Raw genomic sequence first — 14756 nt, forward strand, 5'->3', positions numbered from 1 at the left:
CCGTCCCTGGCGGGACGAGGCACCAAGTGCGGTGCTGCTGGCACCCGCGGCAGAACTCCCGGTTCCCTGTGGGTGGCGGACGGCCGTCGCCCGCGCCGCGCCAATGCCCGGACGCACGGCTGATGTTGCCGGACCGGCAGCGCAAACGCGCCCTTCGACGACACGTCTTGTCACCCTCTGTGTTTAACAGTCCGCGAATCGGTAACAAGTTGTAGTGACAGGCAGTCAATACTCGACGAAAGGCAGGACCATGAACCTCGTCAACGTGCTCATCCTCGTCGCGGTCCTCGCACTTGTCGGCCTGCTGATCGCGGCCCCCAGCGCCACCGTGCGGCGCAACCCGTTCCCGGGCCGCCGACGGCGAGCCGACCACCACCGCCGCTCGGGCGCTCCGAGGTCGACCCGGGTACCCGGTCAGCGGGGCATCCAGCACCACGCGCCCTGACCCCGGGTCGGTGGTGGGTGAGGTACTTCACCGCGGGGGGTGGCCCCGGATCGCGGAGCGCGTTGCTAGATTGTCCGGCGGCCGGTCCACGGCCCCGGACGAGATGCGCCGTACCCGGTTACGCACGACGACGCGCGAGGTGCCGCACGAGCGGCGCCCTCCGCTGTCCGCACCCGGGCAGCGTACTCGTCGAGCAAGATGGGCCGTACGTCATGACCGTGCCACTCACCCACAGCCTGTACCGGACGACCGCGCACGCCGCGGGGGGACGTACCGGATCCGTCCGCACGGACGACGGACGCCTGGACGTCCGCCTCGCCCCGCCGCGCAAGAGGGTGCCCGGCACCACCAACCCCGAGCAGCTGTTCGCGGCCGGTTTCGCCGCCTGCTTCACCTCCGCGCTCGCGGAGGTCGCCGCCGAGTTCGGGGCGGACGCCTCCACGGCGCGCGTGGCCTGCGAGGTCCAGCTCGGCACCACGGACACGCCCGCGGGCTACGGCCTCGCGGTGGCGCTCACCGTCAGCCTGCCCGGGTGGCGGGCGGCGGACCTCCAGCCCCTGCTGCACCGGGCGGACGCGGTCTGCCCGTACTCGCAGGCCGTACGCGGCAACGTACCGCTGACGCTCCTGGCCGTGGACGGGCCCGCCGAGCCGGCCGGGGCTGCCGCCGATGACCGCGCCTGAGACCGGCCCGGGCGGCCCCGTCCCGGACGGCCCGGGCGTCCCGGTGCCCGAGCACGGTGCCTGGCTGCGGCGCGGCATCAGCCGTGACGGCGGACCTCTCGTCGAGGACCGCGAAGTGGTGTGGCTGCAGGCCGGGCCGTACTACGCCGACAGCCGGGGCTTCGCCGGTACGACGTCCTTCGACGGCTCCCAGGTGCACTTCCACCACCTCACGGGCGAGCCCGGCGAAGACGCCGGCACCTTGCGGTGGGACGGTGCGAACCTCGTCGAGCGGGGCACCAACCCGGACGGCAGCACCTTCCTGGAGATCTGGACCCCGCTGCCCGCCGCCGACGGCGCCTGCGGCTCCTGGTCCGGCCCGGACCACCACGTGGTGCGCGTCGGGCGCCACGTGGTGCATGTCGATTCCCGTGCCGGTACGTACTGGCGGCTGTAGCCCCGGGCAGTGGCCCGGGGCGTGGGCGCACCGTCAGGGCAGGAGACCGGCCGGGAGGTATTCCGCGTACTGGCCCGCCTGCTGGCCGGTGGCCTGGCGGACCAGGTCCTCGATGGGGTCGACCGCCTCCTCCGGCGCGGGCGTGCCGAGGCGGGCGGCGACGTCCTTGCGGAGGATCGGAAGCAGAGCGTAGAGGTGGTCGCCGGGGCAGGAGGTGGCGTTGAAGTCGCGGTGGCCGTAGATCTCCGACGCGGGCAGGCCGTACCGGTCGCAGATGTGGGCGCACAGGTCGGCCAGGGCCGCGTACTGGGCCGCGGGCGGGTCCTGCGAGGTGTACGTGCCCTCGTTCTCGATGCCGATCGACACGGTGTTCTGGCCGACGCAGTGCGCCGCCCGCACCTGGCGGGTGCCGGCGCGCAGCTCCGCGAGGCTGTTGTGGCGCCCCTCCAGCACGAAGGCCCCGCGGCTGACGGTGAAGTGCTGGCCCGTGTCGATCCAGCCCTGCGCGTCCATGTGGTACGTCTGGATCGCGCGGGCGAGGGCGAAGGCGCGCTGCTTCGAGTAGTCCGTCACGTTCGCCGTCGCCGTGTGGTGGACGATGATCCGCTCCGGGCGGTTGTCCAGGACGACGACGGGTTCGGACGCCGCCCGCGCACCCCAGGCGGCGCAGCCGATGATGTCCGGGGTGGCTGCGGAGTATGCCCGCCCGGCCGTGGCGAGCGGCAGTGCCGTGGCGGCGGCCAGGGCGAAGGCTCCCGTGAGGACCGACCGGCGGGTGTACGGGGCGGCGGCGCGCGCGGGCGGCCGGTGCAGTGCGGAGAAGGTCATGCGGCGCCATTGAAGGGGACTGCCCCTCCGCCGGTCGCGCAGACACACCGTGCACCCCCCCGGGAGTGTCCCGAGCGGCCGTATCCGGCTGTCACCCGGCCGGCTTCGCCACCGACAGGGGCTCGGCGATGTCCTCCAGCGAGCGCCGCTCCGCCTTGACCGCCAGGAACGCCGCCACGAGACCGGCGGCGCACATCAGTGCGGCGCCGATCCGGAAGGCGAGCGCCGTGTCGCCGACCACGCCTGACTCGGTGAGGTCGGCGAAGATCAGCGGGCCGCTGATCCCTCCCGCCGCGGTACCGAGGGCGTAGAAGAAAGCGATGGCCATGGCGCGGGTCTCCATGGGAAACACCTCCGAGACGGTCAGGTACGCGCTGGAGGCGCCCGCCGACGCGAAGAACAGCACCACGCACCAGCAGACCGTCATCGTCGTCGCCGTGAGCGAAGCCCGGTCGAACAGCCAGGCCGTCCCGAACAGGAGCACACCCGAGAGCAGGTACGTGGAGGAGATCATGATCCGGCGCCCGACCGTGTCGAACAGCTTCCCGAGCAGCAGGGGGCCGAGGAAGTTGCCGGCGGCGATCACGGCGAAGTAGTAGCCGGTGTGTCCCGTCGGCACGTCGAAGAACGTCGTGAGGATGGTGCCGAAGCCGAAGGTGATGGCGTTGTAGAGAAATGCCTGCCCGATGAAGAGCGACAGGCCGAGGACCGCGCGGCGCGGGTAGCGGCCGAAGACCGTCCTGGCAATGAGACCGAAGCCGACGCTCTTGCGCTGGTGGATGGTGATCTCACCGGCCGGCGGCGGGAGCCGCTCGCCCTTCTCCTCCTCGATCCGTCGCTCCACGGAGGACACCAGTTCCTCGGCGTCCTCCGCCCTGCCGTGGATGAACTGCCAGCGGGGACTCTCCGGAACGTGCCGGCGTACGAGCAGGATGACCAGGCCGAGGACGACCCCGAGGGCGAAACTGAGGCGCCAGCCGAGGTTCTGGGGAAAGATGTCGGTGTCCAGCATCACCACGGACAGCAGGGCGCCGCCGATCGCGCCCAGCCAGTAGCTGCCGTTGATGATGAGGTCGACCCGGCCCCGGTAGAGGGACGGAATCAGCTCGTCGATCGCCGAGTTGATGGCCGCGTACTCGCCGCCGATACCGAAGCCGGTGAGGAAGCGGAAGAGGAAGAACCACCAGGACTCGAACGACAGCGCGGTCATCGCGGTCGCGCCCAGGTAGACGGCCAGGGTCACCATGAAGAGTTTCTTGCGGCCGTAGCGGTCGGTGAGCCAGCCGAAGAACAGCGCCCCGGAGCAGGCACCCGCCACGTAGAGGGCGGCTGCGACACCGGTGACCTGGGCGGCGGTGATGTCGAGGCCGCTGCCTTCCTCGGCGAGACGGCCGGCGACATTGCCGACGATGGTGACCTCCAGACCGTCGAGGATCCAGACGGTACCGAGACCGATCACGATCATCCAGTGCCACCGGGACCACGGCAGACGGTCGAGACGGGCCGGCACGGCTGTGGTGACCGTGCCCGTGGTGGCCGGCACGGAGTCCTCCGGCGACGAGGCGGCGGATGCCATCAATTCCTGTTCCCTCCTGCTCGATCCCCCCGTCCTGTCGGGTTCCCGCGAAGCGAACGGGCATGCGTCCACGGGCGAGTTCGGCCGCCCGTACGGTCCGGCGCACGGCAGAACCCCCGGCCGCCACTGCTCCCGCGGCCGGCCCGGCGACGGACAGCTCCCAGCGTGCGCGCAGTCCCCGGGTGTGGGTCGGCACGCGCAGGAGCTTGGCGAGGCGGGGCACCTTCGTGAAGCGGCCGGTGTCGTAAGTGCCGGCGACCGCTCCGGAGCGCGAGCGGCATGGTCCGGGAACATGCCCTGCTCCACTTTTGAGTGAGACCGGGTTCTGACAGTGAATCCTCGCTCCGGGCCGTCCCCGCCGACCGTTTCCGATCTTGCTCCGGGAAAGGTTCGTTTCTGACAGTAGCCAGGGCGTCAGGCAGTGGTCTCCGATTCGGCCGCGTGGCTTTGTTCACGAGAAGGGGCTCTGGCACAACTTCTGTGAAGTCGAATGGCCCGCCGACTCCGTCGGCGGGCCATTCTGCAAGATTGAGATCGGGAGAGGTCAGGAGGCCTTCTCGATGATGCCGCCGACAACGCGAAGACTGAACTCCGGGCAGAAGACTACAGACTTCCCGCTGGTCTTCCACACCGGCGCGTCGCGAGTGAACTTGGGGCCGCCGTCAAGCGGTGCGCAAATAATGGTGGCCTTGTAGTGCCCGCCATTGGCCTTCGTACATGTGGCCTGCCAGCCAAGCGCGGTGTAGCCACCGAGGGCCTTCGCATACTTCCCGTCGGTGCACCCGGTCGGCCAGCTCTTGACGGACACGTCGCCCGAGTCTCCCTGAGAGCCTGCCTCGGTCGCGACGGCCGTGCCCTGGAGGCTGAAAGCCGTGATCGCTGCAGCGGCGAACAGTGCCGTGCTCAGCTTCTTCATTTTCATGGATCCTTTTCCTCGATTCGGTCTTGCTGTTCTCAAGAAACCTTGGTCTCGTAGCCCTCGCTCACGGGCGTGAGATAAGAGCCCTGGCAGTACGCGTAGGACCAACCGGCATTCCGCCACCCGCCGTGGAAGTCCAGCAGCTTCCCATTGCTGGAGTCCTTGCAGACGATCAGAGCTCGGTAGTGGCCGCCATGGTCCTTTTTGCACCTGGCGACTGACCCGAAGTCCTTCTTCTCGACGTGGCAGCTACTGGGGTGCGCTTGGGTGCCGCTCCCGGCGGCTGTGGCGCTCCCTCCCGCGGCGAGCACGTAGGCACCGGCCATCATCACCCCGAGCGCAGGCATGATGACGGACTGTCGAATGCGATTCTTCTTGATCAACTTCTTCGCTTCTTTCTTTTCGCCATGCTGACAGCAACAGTTCGAGACGCCATCCGCCCCCCTGAGACCAGCAGGGCGCTCAAATAACATTCCGACGGACCTCGCGTCCGCTGAATTTTCGCCCCGCTGGCGAGGTCGATCGCGCACCGGGACCGATAAACTTCCCAAGCACATTGCACACCCGCGGCGCAATCCACCACACGCGCGTCCACGCGCTGGTGCTGGGCTGCGCCTGGCTGATCGAACCCGGAGCCGAAGTCCCCGCCCGACGGCCGATCCTGACGCCGCGCCTCATTGACTGCGACGGGCCCGGTGGACTCGCTGACCCGCACGGCTCCGCCGATGCGACGCGCACCGGCGGAGCCGTGCGGGTCAGCGGGGCAGCACGGTGATCCCGAGCATCCGCGCCCCCGTCTCGGTGCGGGGCCGGTGGCGACTGCCCGGTGCGAATACCACGTACGCACCGGCTCCATGGCGTTCGTCTCCCTCGATCACCTCGCCGCTCAGCACGTAGTAGCGCTCCTCGGTGGCGTGCACATCGACCTCCGGCCACTCGGTGCCCGGGGCGAAGTCGATCAGCCAGCCACCGACGTACTCGGTCCTGGGCAGCCTGCGGCGCACGATCCCGGGGGCGACCTCGACCGGTGTGACCTCATCGACCTGGACGACGGTCTTCAGCGCGCCCGTCTCAGTGATTTCACTCATGGGGCCACTGTGGTCCGGGACGGCCTCCCGGTCCCAGAGTCCACAAAGACATTCATGGGTACATTCCTGCCATGCATCGCCATCGGGTGGCGGCCCTGCTCAACGCGCCCCACTCACCCTTCGAACTCACCTGCACCACGGAGGACTTCGGCCCCGTCCGGCAGGACCAACCGGTCCACCACCATTTCCGGATCCGCGCCGAGCGCCCCGGACCCCTGCAGACCACCGCCCGCTTCGCGATGCTCGTGTTCCTGCGTGCTGGGGTACCACTGGCGAACCTTGTGCATCCGAACGGTCCATCGGTGGTGTTACGCCCTGCTCGGGCCGTCGTCGTTGGCCGAGCGCTGCGCGGGAATCCGGTGGGCGAGTCGGATGATGCGAACGTCCGGGTCGGGCGGTGTCGATCCTGGCCGGAGCCGGTGTGCGTGCTCGCCTGGTTCTCGTGGGGATCCGAGAACGGTGATGCCCTGCGCGGCCAGCCGCCAGCCGCCTCTGCGAGCACTGCACCCTCGCCGACACGCTCACCCGCCTCCTCGACGACGGCACCGGCCGTATCGCCCCGGCGTTGCCGGAGCGCGGCAGGACCTCCGCGATCCGTCAACTCGTCCTCCGAGCCCCGGCCCCCGTCATCGCGAAAGCACTCGGCTACCACGACAAGACCGCCACCCGCCTGGTCACCGAGGCTGGCGGAACCTGGAGCCGATACGCCCCCGGTGACCACACGCGGTGAGTTGTCGCGCCACTCCCGCTGGCACGCTCGTCACTCGGGAAAAGTGAAGCCAAGTTCGCGCAGGCGGGGCAGGCAGGCTTCGAGGCACTGCTCCACCGACGCAGCATCGGTACGCACGAGGATGTCATCACGCAACGGGGCGCCACCGGCCACGAACGTCCAGGGCTTTCGCCTCTCTGCCATCCGCTCGGCATCAGCCTTGAACAGCACGGTTATGCCCTGTTCGGCCAGCGCCTCCATGATCGCGACGATGTCCACCGGTGACCCCTCCAGAAGTGGCGCGAACACACCACGGTGAACCTATCCGTCCGAGGACGGACCACGAACACTGGCCTCGCCACCCAGAGTGACCTCCACTCCCTACGTATTGACGCTGCCGAGCCACAGCAGGTCACGCGCGCGGGTCATCGCCACGAAGAGCTGGCTGCGGAGCAGTTCCTCGCGCTCCCGGGCCGTCTCCGAGGTCTCCGTACCGCCCGCGGTACCGCCCGTCGGCCCGGCCGGCGTCCCCTTCGCGGACACCGCATCGTGCTGGGGCAGGAAGACGTTCTTGAACTCCAGGCCCTTGGCCCTGCGATAGGTGCCGAGCTTCACCGCGTCGACCGCGCGGCCGTCGTAGTGCTCCAACTGGCACACCGGGATGCCCGCCTGGGTGAGCAGCCGCTGGTAGTGGCGAAAAGCGCGCATGGAGGGGCACAGCAGGGCGGTGTCGGCCCGCGCACCGTCGGGCAGGGAACGCAGGGCGTCCAGGAGTTCCCCGTCGTGGGCGTCGACCGTGGGCCTGGTCACGCGTACGACGTCCCCGTCGTGGTAGGTGAGGTCGACGTCGCGGCGCCCCGGGGTGCGCAGGCCGTCGATGTCCTCGAAGGCGTCGTCGGCCACGACGGTGAGGGCCGCGTCCAGGATCTGTTTGCTGTTGCGGTAGTTGGTGCGCAGCACCTGTCCGCGGTCGCCGCGGATGTCGATGCCCGCGTCGGTGAGGCGGAAGCCGCCCGGGTACACGGTCTGCTGGCCGTCGCCGACGAGCAGCAGACCGTTCGGCACATCACCGACGAGCGCGTGCAGGAGGCGCACGCCGACGAGCGTGAGGTCCTGGACCTCGTCCACGATGACGGCCGCGTACGGGGGCCGCTCGCGCCGGCGTGCCGCTTCGGCCAGGGCCAGGGAGAGGACGTCGTTGAAGTCGTGGACGCCGCGCTCGCCGCGCAGCGATTCGTACGCCTCGTACAGCTCCCACACCGACTGCCGGTGCGTACGGTGGAGGCGCGCCTTGCGCCGCCGCCTGGGGAGGGTCGCGTATTCCTCGAAGTGGGTGAGGCCCCGCCCCTTGATGACGTAGTCGATCTCTTCGTGCCAGTAGGCGGGGGCCGGGTCGAGCTCGGCCAGGCGGCCCTGTCGGCCGACGTTCTTCCAGGCGAGGCTGAAGGCGGTCTCGGCCTTGTCCCCGTGCAGCCGTACCGGTATGCCCCGCTCCTGCAGGAACTCCTGCGCCCAGGAGTGGAGGCTGCGGAAGTCCACCCGGTCGGCGACGGCCGGGGCCATGGTCCGGAGGAAAGTGCTCTGTACCCGGGGCAGGTTGTTGGCGAAGGTGACGTACAGGATGCGGCCGGTCGTCCGCCGGGCCAGGTGGGCCGCACGGTGCAGGGCGACGACCGTCTTGCCGGTACCGGCCGGTCCGCTGATGCGGGCCGGGCCCGCCCAGTTGCGGCGCACCAGTGCTACCTGGTCGGGGTGGAGGAAGGTCATCCACTGCTCGATCGGCGCCTGCATCGCTCCCTTCAAGGCCGCGTCGCGCAGGCCTTCCAGGTCGAACAGCCCGTCCGGGGAGCCGGGTCGGTGGTGCTCGGGCGTCTGCGGCAGCTGCTGGTCGACCGCCGACCCCGCGTAGCCCGGGAACACCCGCTCCAGATGATCGGCGATCGCCCGGACCGACTCCGCGCGCAGCCGGTGCCGCTGCGACAGCAGCACGGGGCCGATCTCGTGTTCGCCCAGGAGCCGTATCCGGCCGCGGCTCGTGTCGGCACGCTGCCCGGCGAACACCTTGAGCGGCTGGACCGCCACCGGTGACATGCCGAGGGACGCCACCGCGCTCTCGGCGGCCTTCGTGGCGGCGAGCAGCCCGGCCGCCTGTCCGTCGTCCGGCTCGCCGCCGGTGGTGACGTCGATGACGAAGACACCACCGGGCCCCACCAGCAGCATGTCCGCGTCGGCGGTCCGTGTCCCGGACCATTGCCGGTCGACGAGCAACCGCCAGCCGCGGGCCGTCAGTACCAACAGCTGGGCGAGGACCCGCTGTTCGCCCTCACCGACAGCGCCCCACCGCTGGGCCTGCCGGCGGGCGGCCTGCCACTGCTCCCGGAGTAACCGCTCCTGCCGCCGCGCGTCCTGCGCCCGCTGCGATGCCGCCCCGCCTGCCCCCATACCAGCCCCCTCGTACGCGGAGTGACGATCATAGGGCGGAACGCAAGCGTGCCGGCAGGGCGCGTACCGGGCCGGCGTTGCCGGCCTCGGAACTCCTGCGGGACAGCCCTTGGATGGAGGACTACACTCGGAAGGAGATGGGGGCCGCAACTGCGGGAGTCACCCAAATCCCGTGGTTACGCGCCAGGGCGCGACGGCGAGATGTCCACGCGCTGGTCCGAGTCCGCGGCCGGTCGACACAGTGCGACAGCGGCCGTGGCTAGCCTCACCTCCGCATATGGACCGACAAAATCTCATGACATCTGGTGCATGAGGCATGTGGGCTGTGCGCTGCACGCCAGGTCATGTCGGTCTGCTCTGCGGGCCGTTCCGTACCGGTCCGGCCGCCGTTCCTCATACGTTGCTCAGGGGAATTCGGCGCGCGCTGGAATTCGGCGGGCGCTCGACCGGCGAGGACCGAGACGGCACAGAACACACAACAATGAAGGGTGCTGAATCATGCAAGCACTGAGAATCAAGCGTCTCTTCGCGGTGTCTGCCATCGGCGTTCTGATGGCAGGTGGCGCTGCCCTCGGCGCCGCCGGTACCGCCTCCGCGGCAACCCCCACCCACGCTGTCACCTACGTCACTGGTGGTGGCTGGGACCATGACCACGACCACGGTTGGTACGACGACGACGATGACGACTGGGGCGGAGGCTACGGAGGCTACGGCGACGACTGCTGACTGATCAGTGTGTGAAGCTGTGCGGCACGTCCGGCCGCACGGCTTCACCTGCGCACCGGGCACTCTTCCTCGGCGACGGTGCACGCTTTCAGAGGCCATGAACCCCATCGCAGGGGAGGTCGTTATGGGCACCGCGAACCAGGACGACGTAACGAACGCGGCCATGGATATGAATGACCCGGACGGAAATGGATGGCTGCTCCAGGAGGTCCGGGAGCGACTGCCTGGACGATGACGGCCGCCAGAACCGAGCAGCAGGGGGACCGAGAGGACCGCCCATGACCAGCGTTGTACGGCCGATTCTTTACGGCGCCGCTGCGGGACTCGCCGGCACGACCGCACTCAACATGGCGGGTTACGCCGATATCGTGCTTCGAGGCCGGCCCATCAGTGATACGCCTGAGATCACAGTCCGCACCCTTGCCGAGAAGCTCCATATTCGAATTCCCGGGGACGGCCAGATCCGGGAGAACCGGATCGCGGGCCTCGCTCCCTTGACCGGCTACAGCGTGGGGATGGGCATGGGGGTGGCGCTGTCATCGGCACAGGCTGCCGGCCGGCTCCCGACGAAGGCTTCCCGCTATGCCGCTGCGTCCCTCTTTGCGCTGACTGTCACAAATCTGCCGCTTTTTCTTTTGGGAATCTCGGATCCACGGACCTGGACAGCCTCCGCCTGGGTCTCGGACATCGTCCCGCACGGCATCTTCGCGGTGGTCACGGTCCGCGTCATCGAAAAGCTGGAAGCAGCGGGCCCCCAGAGCTGACGGCGGGTTCACCCGTCCGTGCGCGACGCTTTGTCGGGCCCCTAGTCCTGCCAGTAGAAGAGCAGGGTGCCGACCGTCAACGGGTCGCGGCTGCCGAAGTGGTACACGCAGAGGCCGGTGACCTCGGTCGAGGCGGCGGCGCGGTCGATCCAGCGGAACCCGGCGGATTCGAGGGCTCGGCACACGTCCGGATCGTCGTCGTCACCGGTGGCGAACCGGCCGAGCGTGCTGATGAACACCGTGCTGTCGTTCGTGCCGTAGCCGATCACGTCGTACGTACCGTCCCCCGTGCCGTGGTCCTCTCCGCAGGAGACCGGGGGCTTCGGTGCGAGGCCCGCGGCGGTGAGGGCGACCGTGGCCCGCAGCAGCCGCTCGGCCGGGTCGGGAGCCGGCGGCGGCTCCGCGCACACGGCCTCGATCCGCCACCGCGGATCGCTGCGCTCCTCGGCCCACTGCCCGTACTCGTGGACGATCGCCGCGCGCAGCTCCTCGTCCAGGCCGGCCACCTCGACGCGGGGCCGCCCCAGCTCCTCGTACAGCCTGCGGGTCTCGGTGGCGTCGTCGGTCAGCCGGTGCAGTGCGTGGACGGCCCACAGCTTCGCCTCCTCGGTCGGTGCCCCGGCCAGGTAGCCGCGCAGCCGTTCGGGGTCGGTCAGGAACCCCTGGGCGCGGTACGCGACCGCCCGGTCGGGGTCGGCGAGCGCATCGGTGACGTCCTCGCCTGCGTGGTGGCGCAGGCGGATGCCGGTGGAGCGGTCCTCGGGGCGGCCCCCGTCGAGTTCGGCCAGGACCGCCTCGAACCCGTACCGTGCGGCCAGTGCGTCCAGCCCCGCCTCGCCGGTCTCCCGCCGGTGACGCCACGGGCTGAAGGCGAGCGTCGCCAGGGCGCCCGCCGCCGTGAGGTCGCCGAGCGCGCCGCGGGCCCCCAGGACCGCTTCGGCCAAGCCGTACGCGCCGTCCTGCTGCCGGTCCTCGTGCCGCAGCCAGGGCAGCAGCTCGGTGCGGTCCGCGAGCAGGTCCAGCAGCGCGATGCGCACATGGCTCACGTCACCGGTGTCCTGGACGCGGGCGGTCAACTGGGGCACGCGCCGCTCCGGCACCCGTCCCGCCAGTGCCTCCGCGCAGGCCTGGCGGCGCCACCACGGCTGGGCCGTGTCGGCCGCGCACCTCGCGAGGGCGTCCGCGTCGAACGCGCGCAGGCCGGCGGTGTCGGTCCGCCCGGCTTCCGGACTCAGCATCTTGATCGTCTTCGCCATCCCGGGAGGTTACTCGGCGTCGCCGGGCGGGGCCCGCCCCTTTCCCGCGTCCGGGCGGACGGGATCCGGTGTCGGTGGGTGTCGATAGGCTTCATGGATGGCACTCCCCGACGCTTCCCCCGACACCTCCGAGACCTCGGAGACCTCCGACGCTCTGCAGGTACTGCACCGCGTGTTCGGCTACAGCTCCTTCCGCGGTGAGCAGCAGGAGATCATCGAGCAGGTCGTCGGCGGCGGCGACGCCCTCGTGCTGATGCCGACCGGCGGTGGCAAGTCGCTCTGCTACCAGATCCCGGCGCTGGTCAGAGAAGGCACGGGCATCGTCATCTCCCCGCTCATCGCGCTGATGCAGGACCAGGTGAACGCGCTGACCGCCCTCGGGGTGCGGGCCGGATTCCTCAACTCGACGCAGGACCCGTACGAGCGGCAGGCCGTCGAGCAGGCGTTCCTCGGCGGCGAGCTGGACCTGCTCTACCTGGCGCCCGAGCGGCTGCGCACCGAGAGCACCCAGCGGCTTCTCGACCGGGGGACGGTCTCGCTCTTCGCGATCGACGAGGCGCACTGCGTCGCCCAGTGGGGTCACGACTTCCGGCCCGACTACCTGGCGCTGTCGATGCTGCACGAGCGCTGGCCGAAGGTGCCCCGGATCGCGCTGACCGCGACGGCCACCGAGGCCACCCACGCCGAGATCGTGGCGCGGCTCGGTCTGGAGGAGGCCCGGCACTTCGTCGCCAGCTTCGACCGGCCGAACATCCAGTACCGGATCGCCCCGAAGGACAACCCGCTCAAGCAGGTGCTGGAGCTGATCCGCGGCGAGCACGCCGGTGACGCCGGAGTCGTCTACTGCCTCTCGCGGGCCTCCGTGGAGAAGACCGCGGCCTTCCTGGTGGAGCAGGGGATCGACGCCGTGGCGTACCACGCCGGCATGGACGCCCGGACGCGCGCGGCGAACCAGGCGCGGTTCCTGCGGGAGGACGGGGTCGTGGTGGTGGCCACGATCGCCTTCGGCATGGGCATCGACAAGCCCGACGTGCGCTTCGTGGCGCACCTCGACCTCCCGAAGTCGGTCGAGGGCTACTACCAGGAGACCGGCAGGGCGGGCCGGGACGGCGAGCCGGCCACGGCGTGGCTGGCGTACGGCCTGCAGGACGTGGTGCAGCAGCGCAAGCTCATCGACGGTTCCGACGGCGACGAGACGCACCGCCGCTCCCTGGGCATGCACCTGGACGCGATGCTGGCGCTGTGCGAGACGGTCGACTGCCGCCGGGTGCGGCTGCTGGAGTACTTCGGCCAGTCGGGCACGCCGTGCGGCAACTGCGACACGTGTCTGACGCCGGCCGAGTCCTGGGACGCGACGGTCGCCTCGCAGAAGCTGCTGTCGACCGTGTGGCGGCTCGCGAACGAACGGCGGCAGAAGTTCGGCGCCGGCCAGATCATCGACATCCTCCAGGGCAAGAAGACGGCCAAGGTCATCCAGTTCGACCACGACGCGCTCTCGGTGTTCGGCGTCGGGGCGGACCTGGGCACCGCGGAGTGGCGGGGGGTCGTACGCCAGCTGCTGGCGCAGCGGCTGCTGGCGGTGGAGGGCGAGTACGGGACGCTGGTGCTGACGGAGGACAGCGGCGAGGTGCTGGGCGGACGCCGCAGCGTCCCGATGCGGAAGGAGAAGGCGCCCGCCGGACCCGCCCGCAAGGAGTCCGGTTCGCGCTCGGGGAAGGGTGCCCGGGTGCCGGTCGACCTGCCGGCCGCGGCGGAGCCGGTCTTCCTGGCCCTGCGCGCCTGGCGGGCCGAGACGGCGCGGGAGCAGGGCGTACCGGCGTACGTCGTCTTCCACGACGCGACGCTGCGGGAGATCGCGACCCGGCTGCCCGCCACGACGGAGGAGCTGGGCACCATCGGCGGCGTCGGCGAGGCGAAGCTCGCCAAGTACGCCGAGGGCGTCCTCGACACCCTGGCGGAGTGCGGCGCCACGGCCTCGGCCGCCGCGTCCGCACCGCCGGCCGGCTCCGCCGCCCCGGCTCTCTCGGAGGCACCGCCGGTGGCACGACCTGCGGGACGGCCCGCGGCGGCGGCGCCGGACGACGACGAGCCGCCCTTCGACCTGGACGAGATGGCTCCGCCGCCCTGGGACGACTGGCAGTAGCCGTACCAGCCGCACGGAAAGCCGGGCAGCGGCACCCTGCACCCATGGGCGCAGGGTGCCGCGCCCATGTGCCGGGCGGCCCATGGGCGGCCGGCGACCGGGTGTGAGGGCCCCGTCACCCCCCGCACCCGCAGGAAACCTGCACATGGCGTCCGCGATCTCGACAGCGGACCTCTCCGGCCGGGCAATTTGTCACGATGTGCACCGTCCTTTCAGTGACGATTCGTCCCGTTCGGTTCCATGCCCGCAGCACACCTCCCCCATCTGTTACTCGATCCTGTGAAGAAGTCGCCACCATTCGGTGAATCAAGCTGCACGTCCGTCGGCAGAGGTGACCGTCCGCCCGTGACGGGAAGTCAGCGGGATTGGGTGGACGGCGCGTTCGCGTGCTTTCATCTTGCGCATCGCAGCAGTCAGGAACGGCGGCCGAGTTTCGTTCCGCCGACCGCGCGGCGATGAATTCCTCCCCCCAATGAAAGGTGCGCGCCATGCGTAACGACCTGGAGACCCGCGAGATCGACGACACCGAGCTGGACGCCGTGTCCGGCGGCATCATCAGCGTGTCCGGTGGCCTGGCCGGCGCCGTGACCAGCGATGTCAGCAATGTCGTGGGCGTCGTGGGCTCCCTCCACACTGTCCAGGCCGCGACGGGCATCGTGTCCCACGTCCCCGGTCTCGTCACGGGCATCACCGGTGTTTCGGTGAACTCCGGCCGCGCCGGTCTCTGATCGGAAATAACCC

Annotated in this window: 16 protein-coding genes and 1 riboswitch; of the genes, 7 read left to right on the forward strand and 9 right to left on the reverse strand. The window is 70.2% G+C overall.

Annotation, left to right across the window (positions count from 1 at the left end):
* Window positions 1–250 precede the first annotated feature (250 nt).
* From ACZ573_RS10205 to ACZ573_RS10215, 3 genes are all read left to right on the forward strand, one after another.
* Complete coding sequence (locus ACZ573_RS10205) at window positions 251–445, forward strand: hypothetical protein (RefSeq protein WP_471301646.1); 195 nt, start codon at window positions 251–253, stop codon at window positions 443–445.
* A gap of 74 nt (window positions 446–519) precedes the next feature.
* Window positions 520–582, forward strand: a riboswitch (guanidine-III (ykkC-III) riboswitch).
* Window positions 583–657: 75 nt separating this feature from the next.
* A complete protein-coding gene (locus ACZ573_RS10210; protein WP_471301649.1) occupies window positions 658–1128 on the forward strand; it encodes an Ohr family peroxiredoxin in 471 nt (156 codons plus the stop codon).
* On the forward strand, window positions 1115–1564 hold the full coding sequence (locus tag ACZ573_RS10215) for a hypothetical protein (protein WP_471301651.1): 450 nt from the start codon (window positions 1115–1117) through the stop codon (window positions 1562–1564). The genes ACZ573_RS10210 and ACZ573_RS10215 overlap by 14 nt, the downstream gene beginning before the upstream one ends.
* A 33-nt stretch (window positions 1565–1597) precedes the next feature.
* On the opposite strand, the gene ACZ573_RS10220 is transcribed toward ACZ573_RS10215, so the two are convergent.
* The 8 genes from ACZ573_RS10220 to ACZ573_RS10255 all read right to left on the reverse strand — a co-directional run bounded on the left by ACZ573_RS10220 (window position 1598) and on the right by ACZ573_RS10255 (window position 9126).
* Window positions 1598–2392: a peptidoglycan recognition protein family protein gene (locus tag ACZ573_RS10220; protein WP_471301654.1), complete on the reverse strand. Its 795-nt coding sequence runs from the start codon at window positions 2390–2392 to the stop codon at window positions 1598–1600.
* A gap of 91 nt (window positions 2393–2483) precedes the next feature.
* Window positions 2484–3968 (reverse strand): MFS transporter, encoded by a 1485-nt coding sequence (locus tag ACZ573_RS10225; protein WP_471301656.1) that lies wholly within the window; start codon window positions 3966–3968, stop codon window positions 2484–2486.
* A 544-nt stretch (window positions 3969–4512) separates the two neighbouring features.
* A complete protein-coding gene (locus ACZ573_RS10230; protein ID WP_471301658.1) occupies window positions 4513–4884 on the reverse strand; it encodes a hypothetical protein in 372 nt (123 codons plus the stop codon).
* 38 nt (window positions 4885–4922) lie between these two features.
* The gene (locus ACZ573_RS10235) at window positions 4923–5270 is read right to left on the reverse strand and encodes a hypothetical protein (protein WP_471301661.1); all 348 of its coding nucleotides are present in this window, start codon (window positions 5268–5270) and stop codon (window positions 4923–4925) included.
* Between the two features lie 372 nt (window positions 5271–5642).
* A complete protein-coding gene (locus ACZ573_RS10240; RefSeq protein ID WP_471301664.1) occupies window positions 5643–5975 on the reverse strand; it encodes a cupin domain-containing protein in 333 nt (110 codons plus the stop codon).
* Window positions 5976–6088: 113 nt separating this feature from the next.
* Complete coding sequence (locus tag ACZ573_RS10245; RefSeq protein WP_471301667.1) at window positions 6089–6262, reverse strand: hypothetical protein; 174 nt, start codon at window positions 6260–6262, stop codon at window positions 6089–6091.
* A 473-nt stretch (window positions 6263–6735) separates the two neighbouring features.
* Window positions 6736–6963, reverse strand: coding sequence for a hypothetical protein (locus ACZ573_RS10250; RefSeq protein WP_471301669.1), 228 nt, complete (start codon window positions 6961–6963; stop codon window positions 6736–6738).
* 102 nt (window positions 6964–7065) lie between these two features.
* Window positions 7066–9126, reverse strand: coding sequence for a nuclease-related domain-containing DEAD/DEAH box helicase (locus tag ACZ573_RS10255; protein ID WP_471301672.1), 2061 nt, complete (start codon window positions 9124–9126; stop codon window positions 7066–7068).
* A 498-nt stretch (window positions 9127–9624) separates the two neighbouring features.
* Between ACZ573_RS10255 and ACZ573_RS10260 the strand changes: the two genes are divergently transcribed.
* The gene (locus ACZ573_RS10260) at window positions 9625–9852 is read left to right on the forward strand and encodes a hypothetical protein (RefSeq protein ID WP_471301675.1); all 228 of its coding nucleotides are present in this window, start codon (window positions 9625–9627) and stop codon (window positions 9850–9852) included.
* A gap of 278 nt (window positions 9853–10130) precedes the next feature.
* The gene (locus ACZ573_RS10265) at window positions 10131–10616 is read left to right on the forward strand and encodes a hypothetical protein (RefSeq protein WP_471301678.1); all 486 of its coding nucleotides are present in this window, start codon (window positions 10131–10133) and stop codon (window positions 10614–10616) included.
* Window positions 10617–10657: 41 nt separating this feature from the next.
* Here the strand turns inward: ACZ573_RS10265 and ACZ573_RS10270 are convergent, their stop codons facing one another.
* Window positions 10658–11872, reverse strand: a complete 1215-nt coding sequence (locus ACZ573_RS10270) for a hypothetical protein (protein WP_471301680.1) — start codon at window positions 11870–11872, stop codon at window positions 10658–10660.
* 97 nt (window positions 11873–11969) lie between these two features.
* On the opposite strand from ACZ573_RS10270, the gene recQ reads away from it, so the two are divergent.
* Together recQ and ACZ573_RS10280 are read left to right on the forward strand one after the other, a co-directional pair.
* The gene (gene recQ, locus ACZ573_RS10275) at window positions 11970–14015 is read left to right on the forward strand and encodes a DNA helicase RecQ (RefSeq protein WP_471301683.1); all 2046 of its coding nucleotides are present in this window, start codon (window positions 11970–11972) and stop codon (window positions 14013–14015) included.
* Between the two features lie 488 nt (window positions 14016–14503).
* Window positions 14504–14743 carry a hypothetical protein gene (locus tag ACZ573_RS10280; RefSeq protein WP_351154853.1) on the forward strand — a complete coding sequence of 80 codons (240 nt, stop codon included), beginning with the start codon at window positions 14504–14506 and terminating at the stop codon, window positions 14741–14743.
* The last annotated feature ends 13 nt before the right edge of the window (window positions 14744–14756 follow it).

It is taken from the genome of Streptomyces sp. NPDC040545 (assembly GCF_055595065.1).

Bases quoted from the DNA above. Each gene is read 5' to 3' on its own strand.
- ACZ573_RS10205 (WP_471301646.1), top strand. From the start codon at position 251: ATGAACCTCGTCAACGTGCTCATCCTCGTCGCGGTCCTCGCACTTGTC.
- ACZ573_RS10210 (WP_471301649.1), top strand. From the start codon at position 658: ATGACCGTGCCACTCACCCACAGCCTGTACCGGACGACCGCGCACGCC.
- ACZ573_RS10215 (WP_471301651.1), top strand. From the start codon at position 1,115: ATGACCGCGCCTGAGACCGGCCCGGGCGGCCCCGTCCCGGACGGCCCG.
- ACZ573_RS10220 (WP_471301654.1), bottom strand. From the start codon at position 2,392: ATGACCTTCTCCGCACTGCACCGGCCGCCCGCGCGCGCCGCCGCCCCG.
- ACZ573_RS10225 (WP_471301656.1), bottom strand. From the start codon at position 3,968: ATGGCATCCGCCGCCTCGTCGCCGGAGGACTCCGTGCCGGCCACCACG.
- ACZ573_RS10230 (WP_471301658.1), bottom strand. From the start codon at position 4,884: ATGAAGAAGCTGAGCACGGCACTGTTCGCCGCTGCAGCGATCACGGCT.
- ACZ573_RS10240 (WP_471301664.1), bottom strand. From the start codon at position 5,975: ATGAGTGAAATCACTGAGACGGGCGCGCTGAAGACCGTCGTCCAGGTC.
- ACZ573_RS10245 (WP_471301667.1), bottom strand. From the start codon at position 6,262: ATGCACAAGGTTCGCCAGTGGTACCCCAGCACGCAGGAACACGAGCAT.
- ACZ573_RS10255 (WP_471301672.1), bottom strand. From the start codon at position 9,126: ATGGGGGCAGGCGGGGCGGCATCGCAGCGGGCGCAGGACGCGCGGCGG.
- ACZ573_RS10260 (WP_471301675.1), top strand. From the start codon at position 9,625: ATGCAAGCACTGAGAATCAAGCGTCTCTTCGCGGTGTCTGCCATCGGC.
- ACZ573_RS10265 (WP_471301678.1), top strand. From the start codon at position 10,131: ATGACCAGCGTTGTACGGCCGATTCTTTACGGCGCCGCTGCGGGACTC.
- ACZ573_RS10270 (WP_471301680.1), bottom strand. From the start codon at position 11,872: ATGGCGAAGACGATCAAGATGCTGAGTCCGGAAGCCGGGCGGACCGAC.
- recQ (WP_471301683.1), top strand. From the start codon at position 11,970: ATGGCACTCCCCGACGCTTCCCCCGACACCTCCGAGACCTCGGAGACC.
- ACZ573_RS10280 (WP_351154853.1), top strand. From the start codon at position 14,504: ATGCGTAACGACCTGGAGACCCGCGAGATCGACGACACCGAGCTGGAC.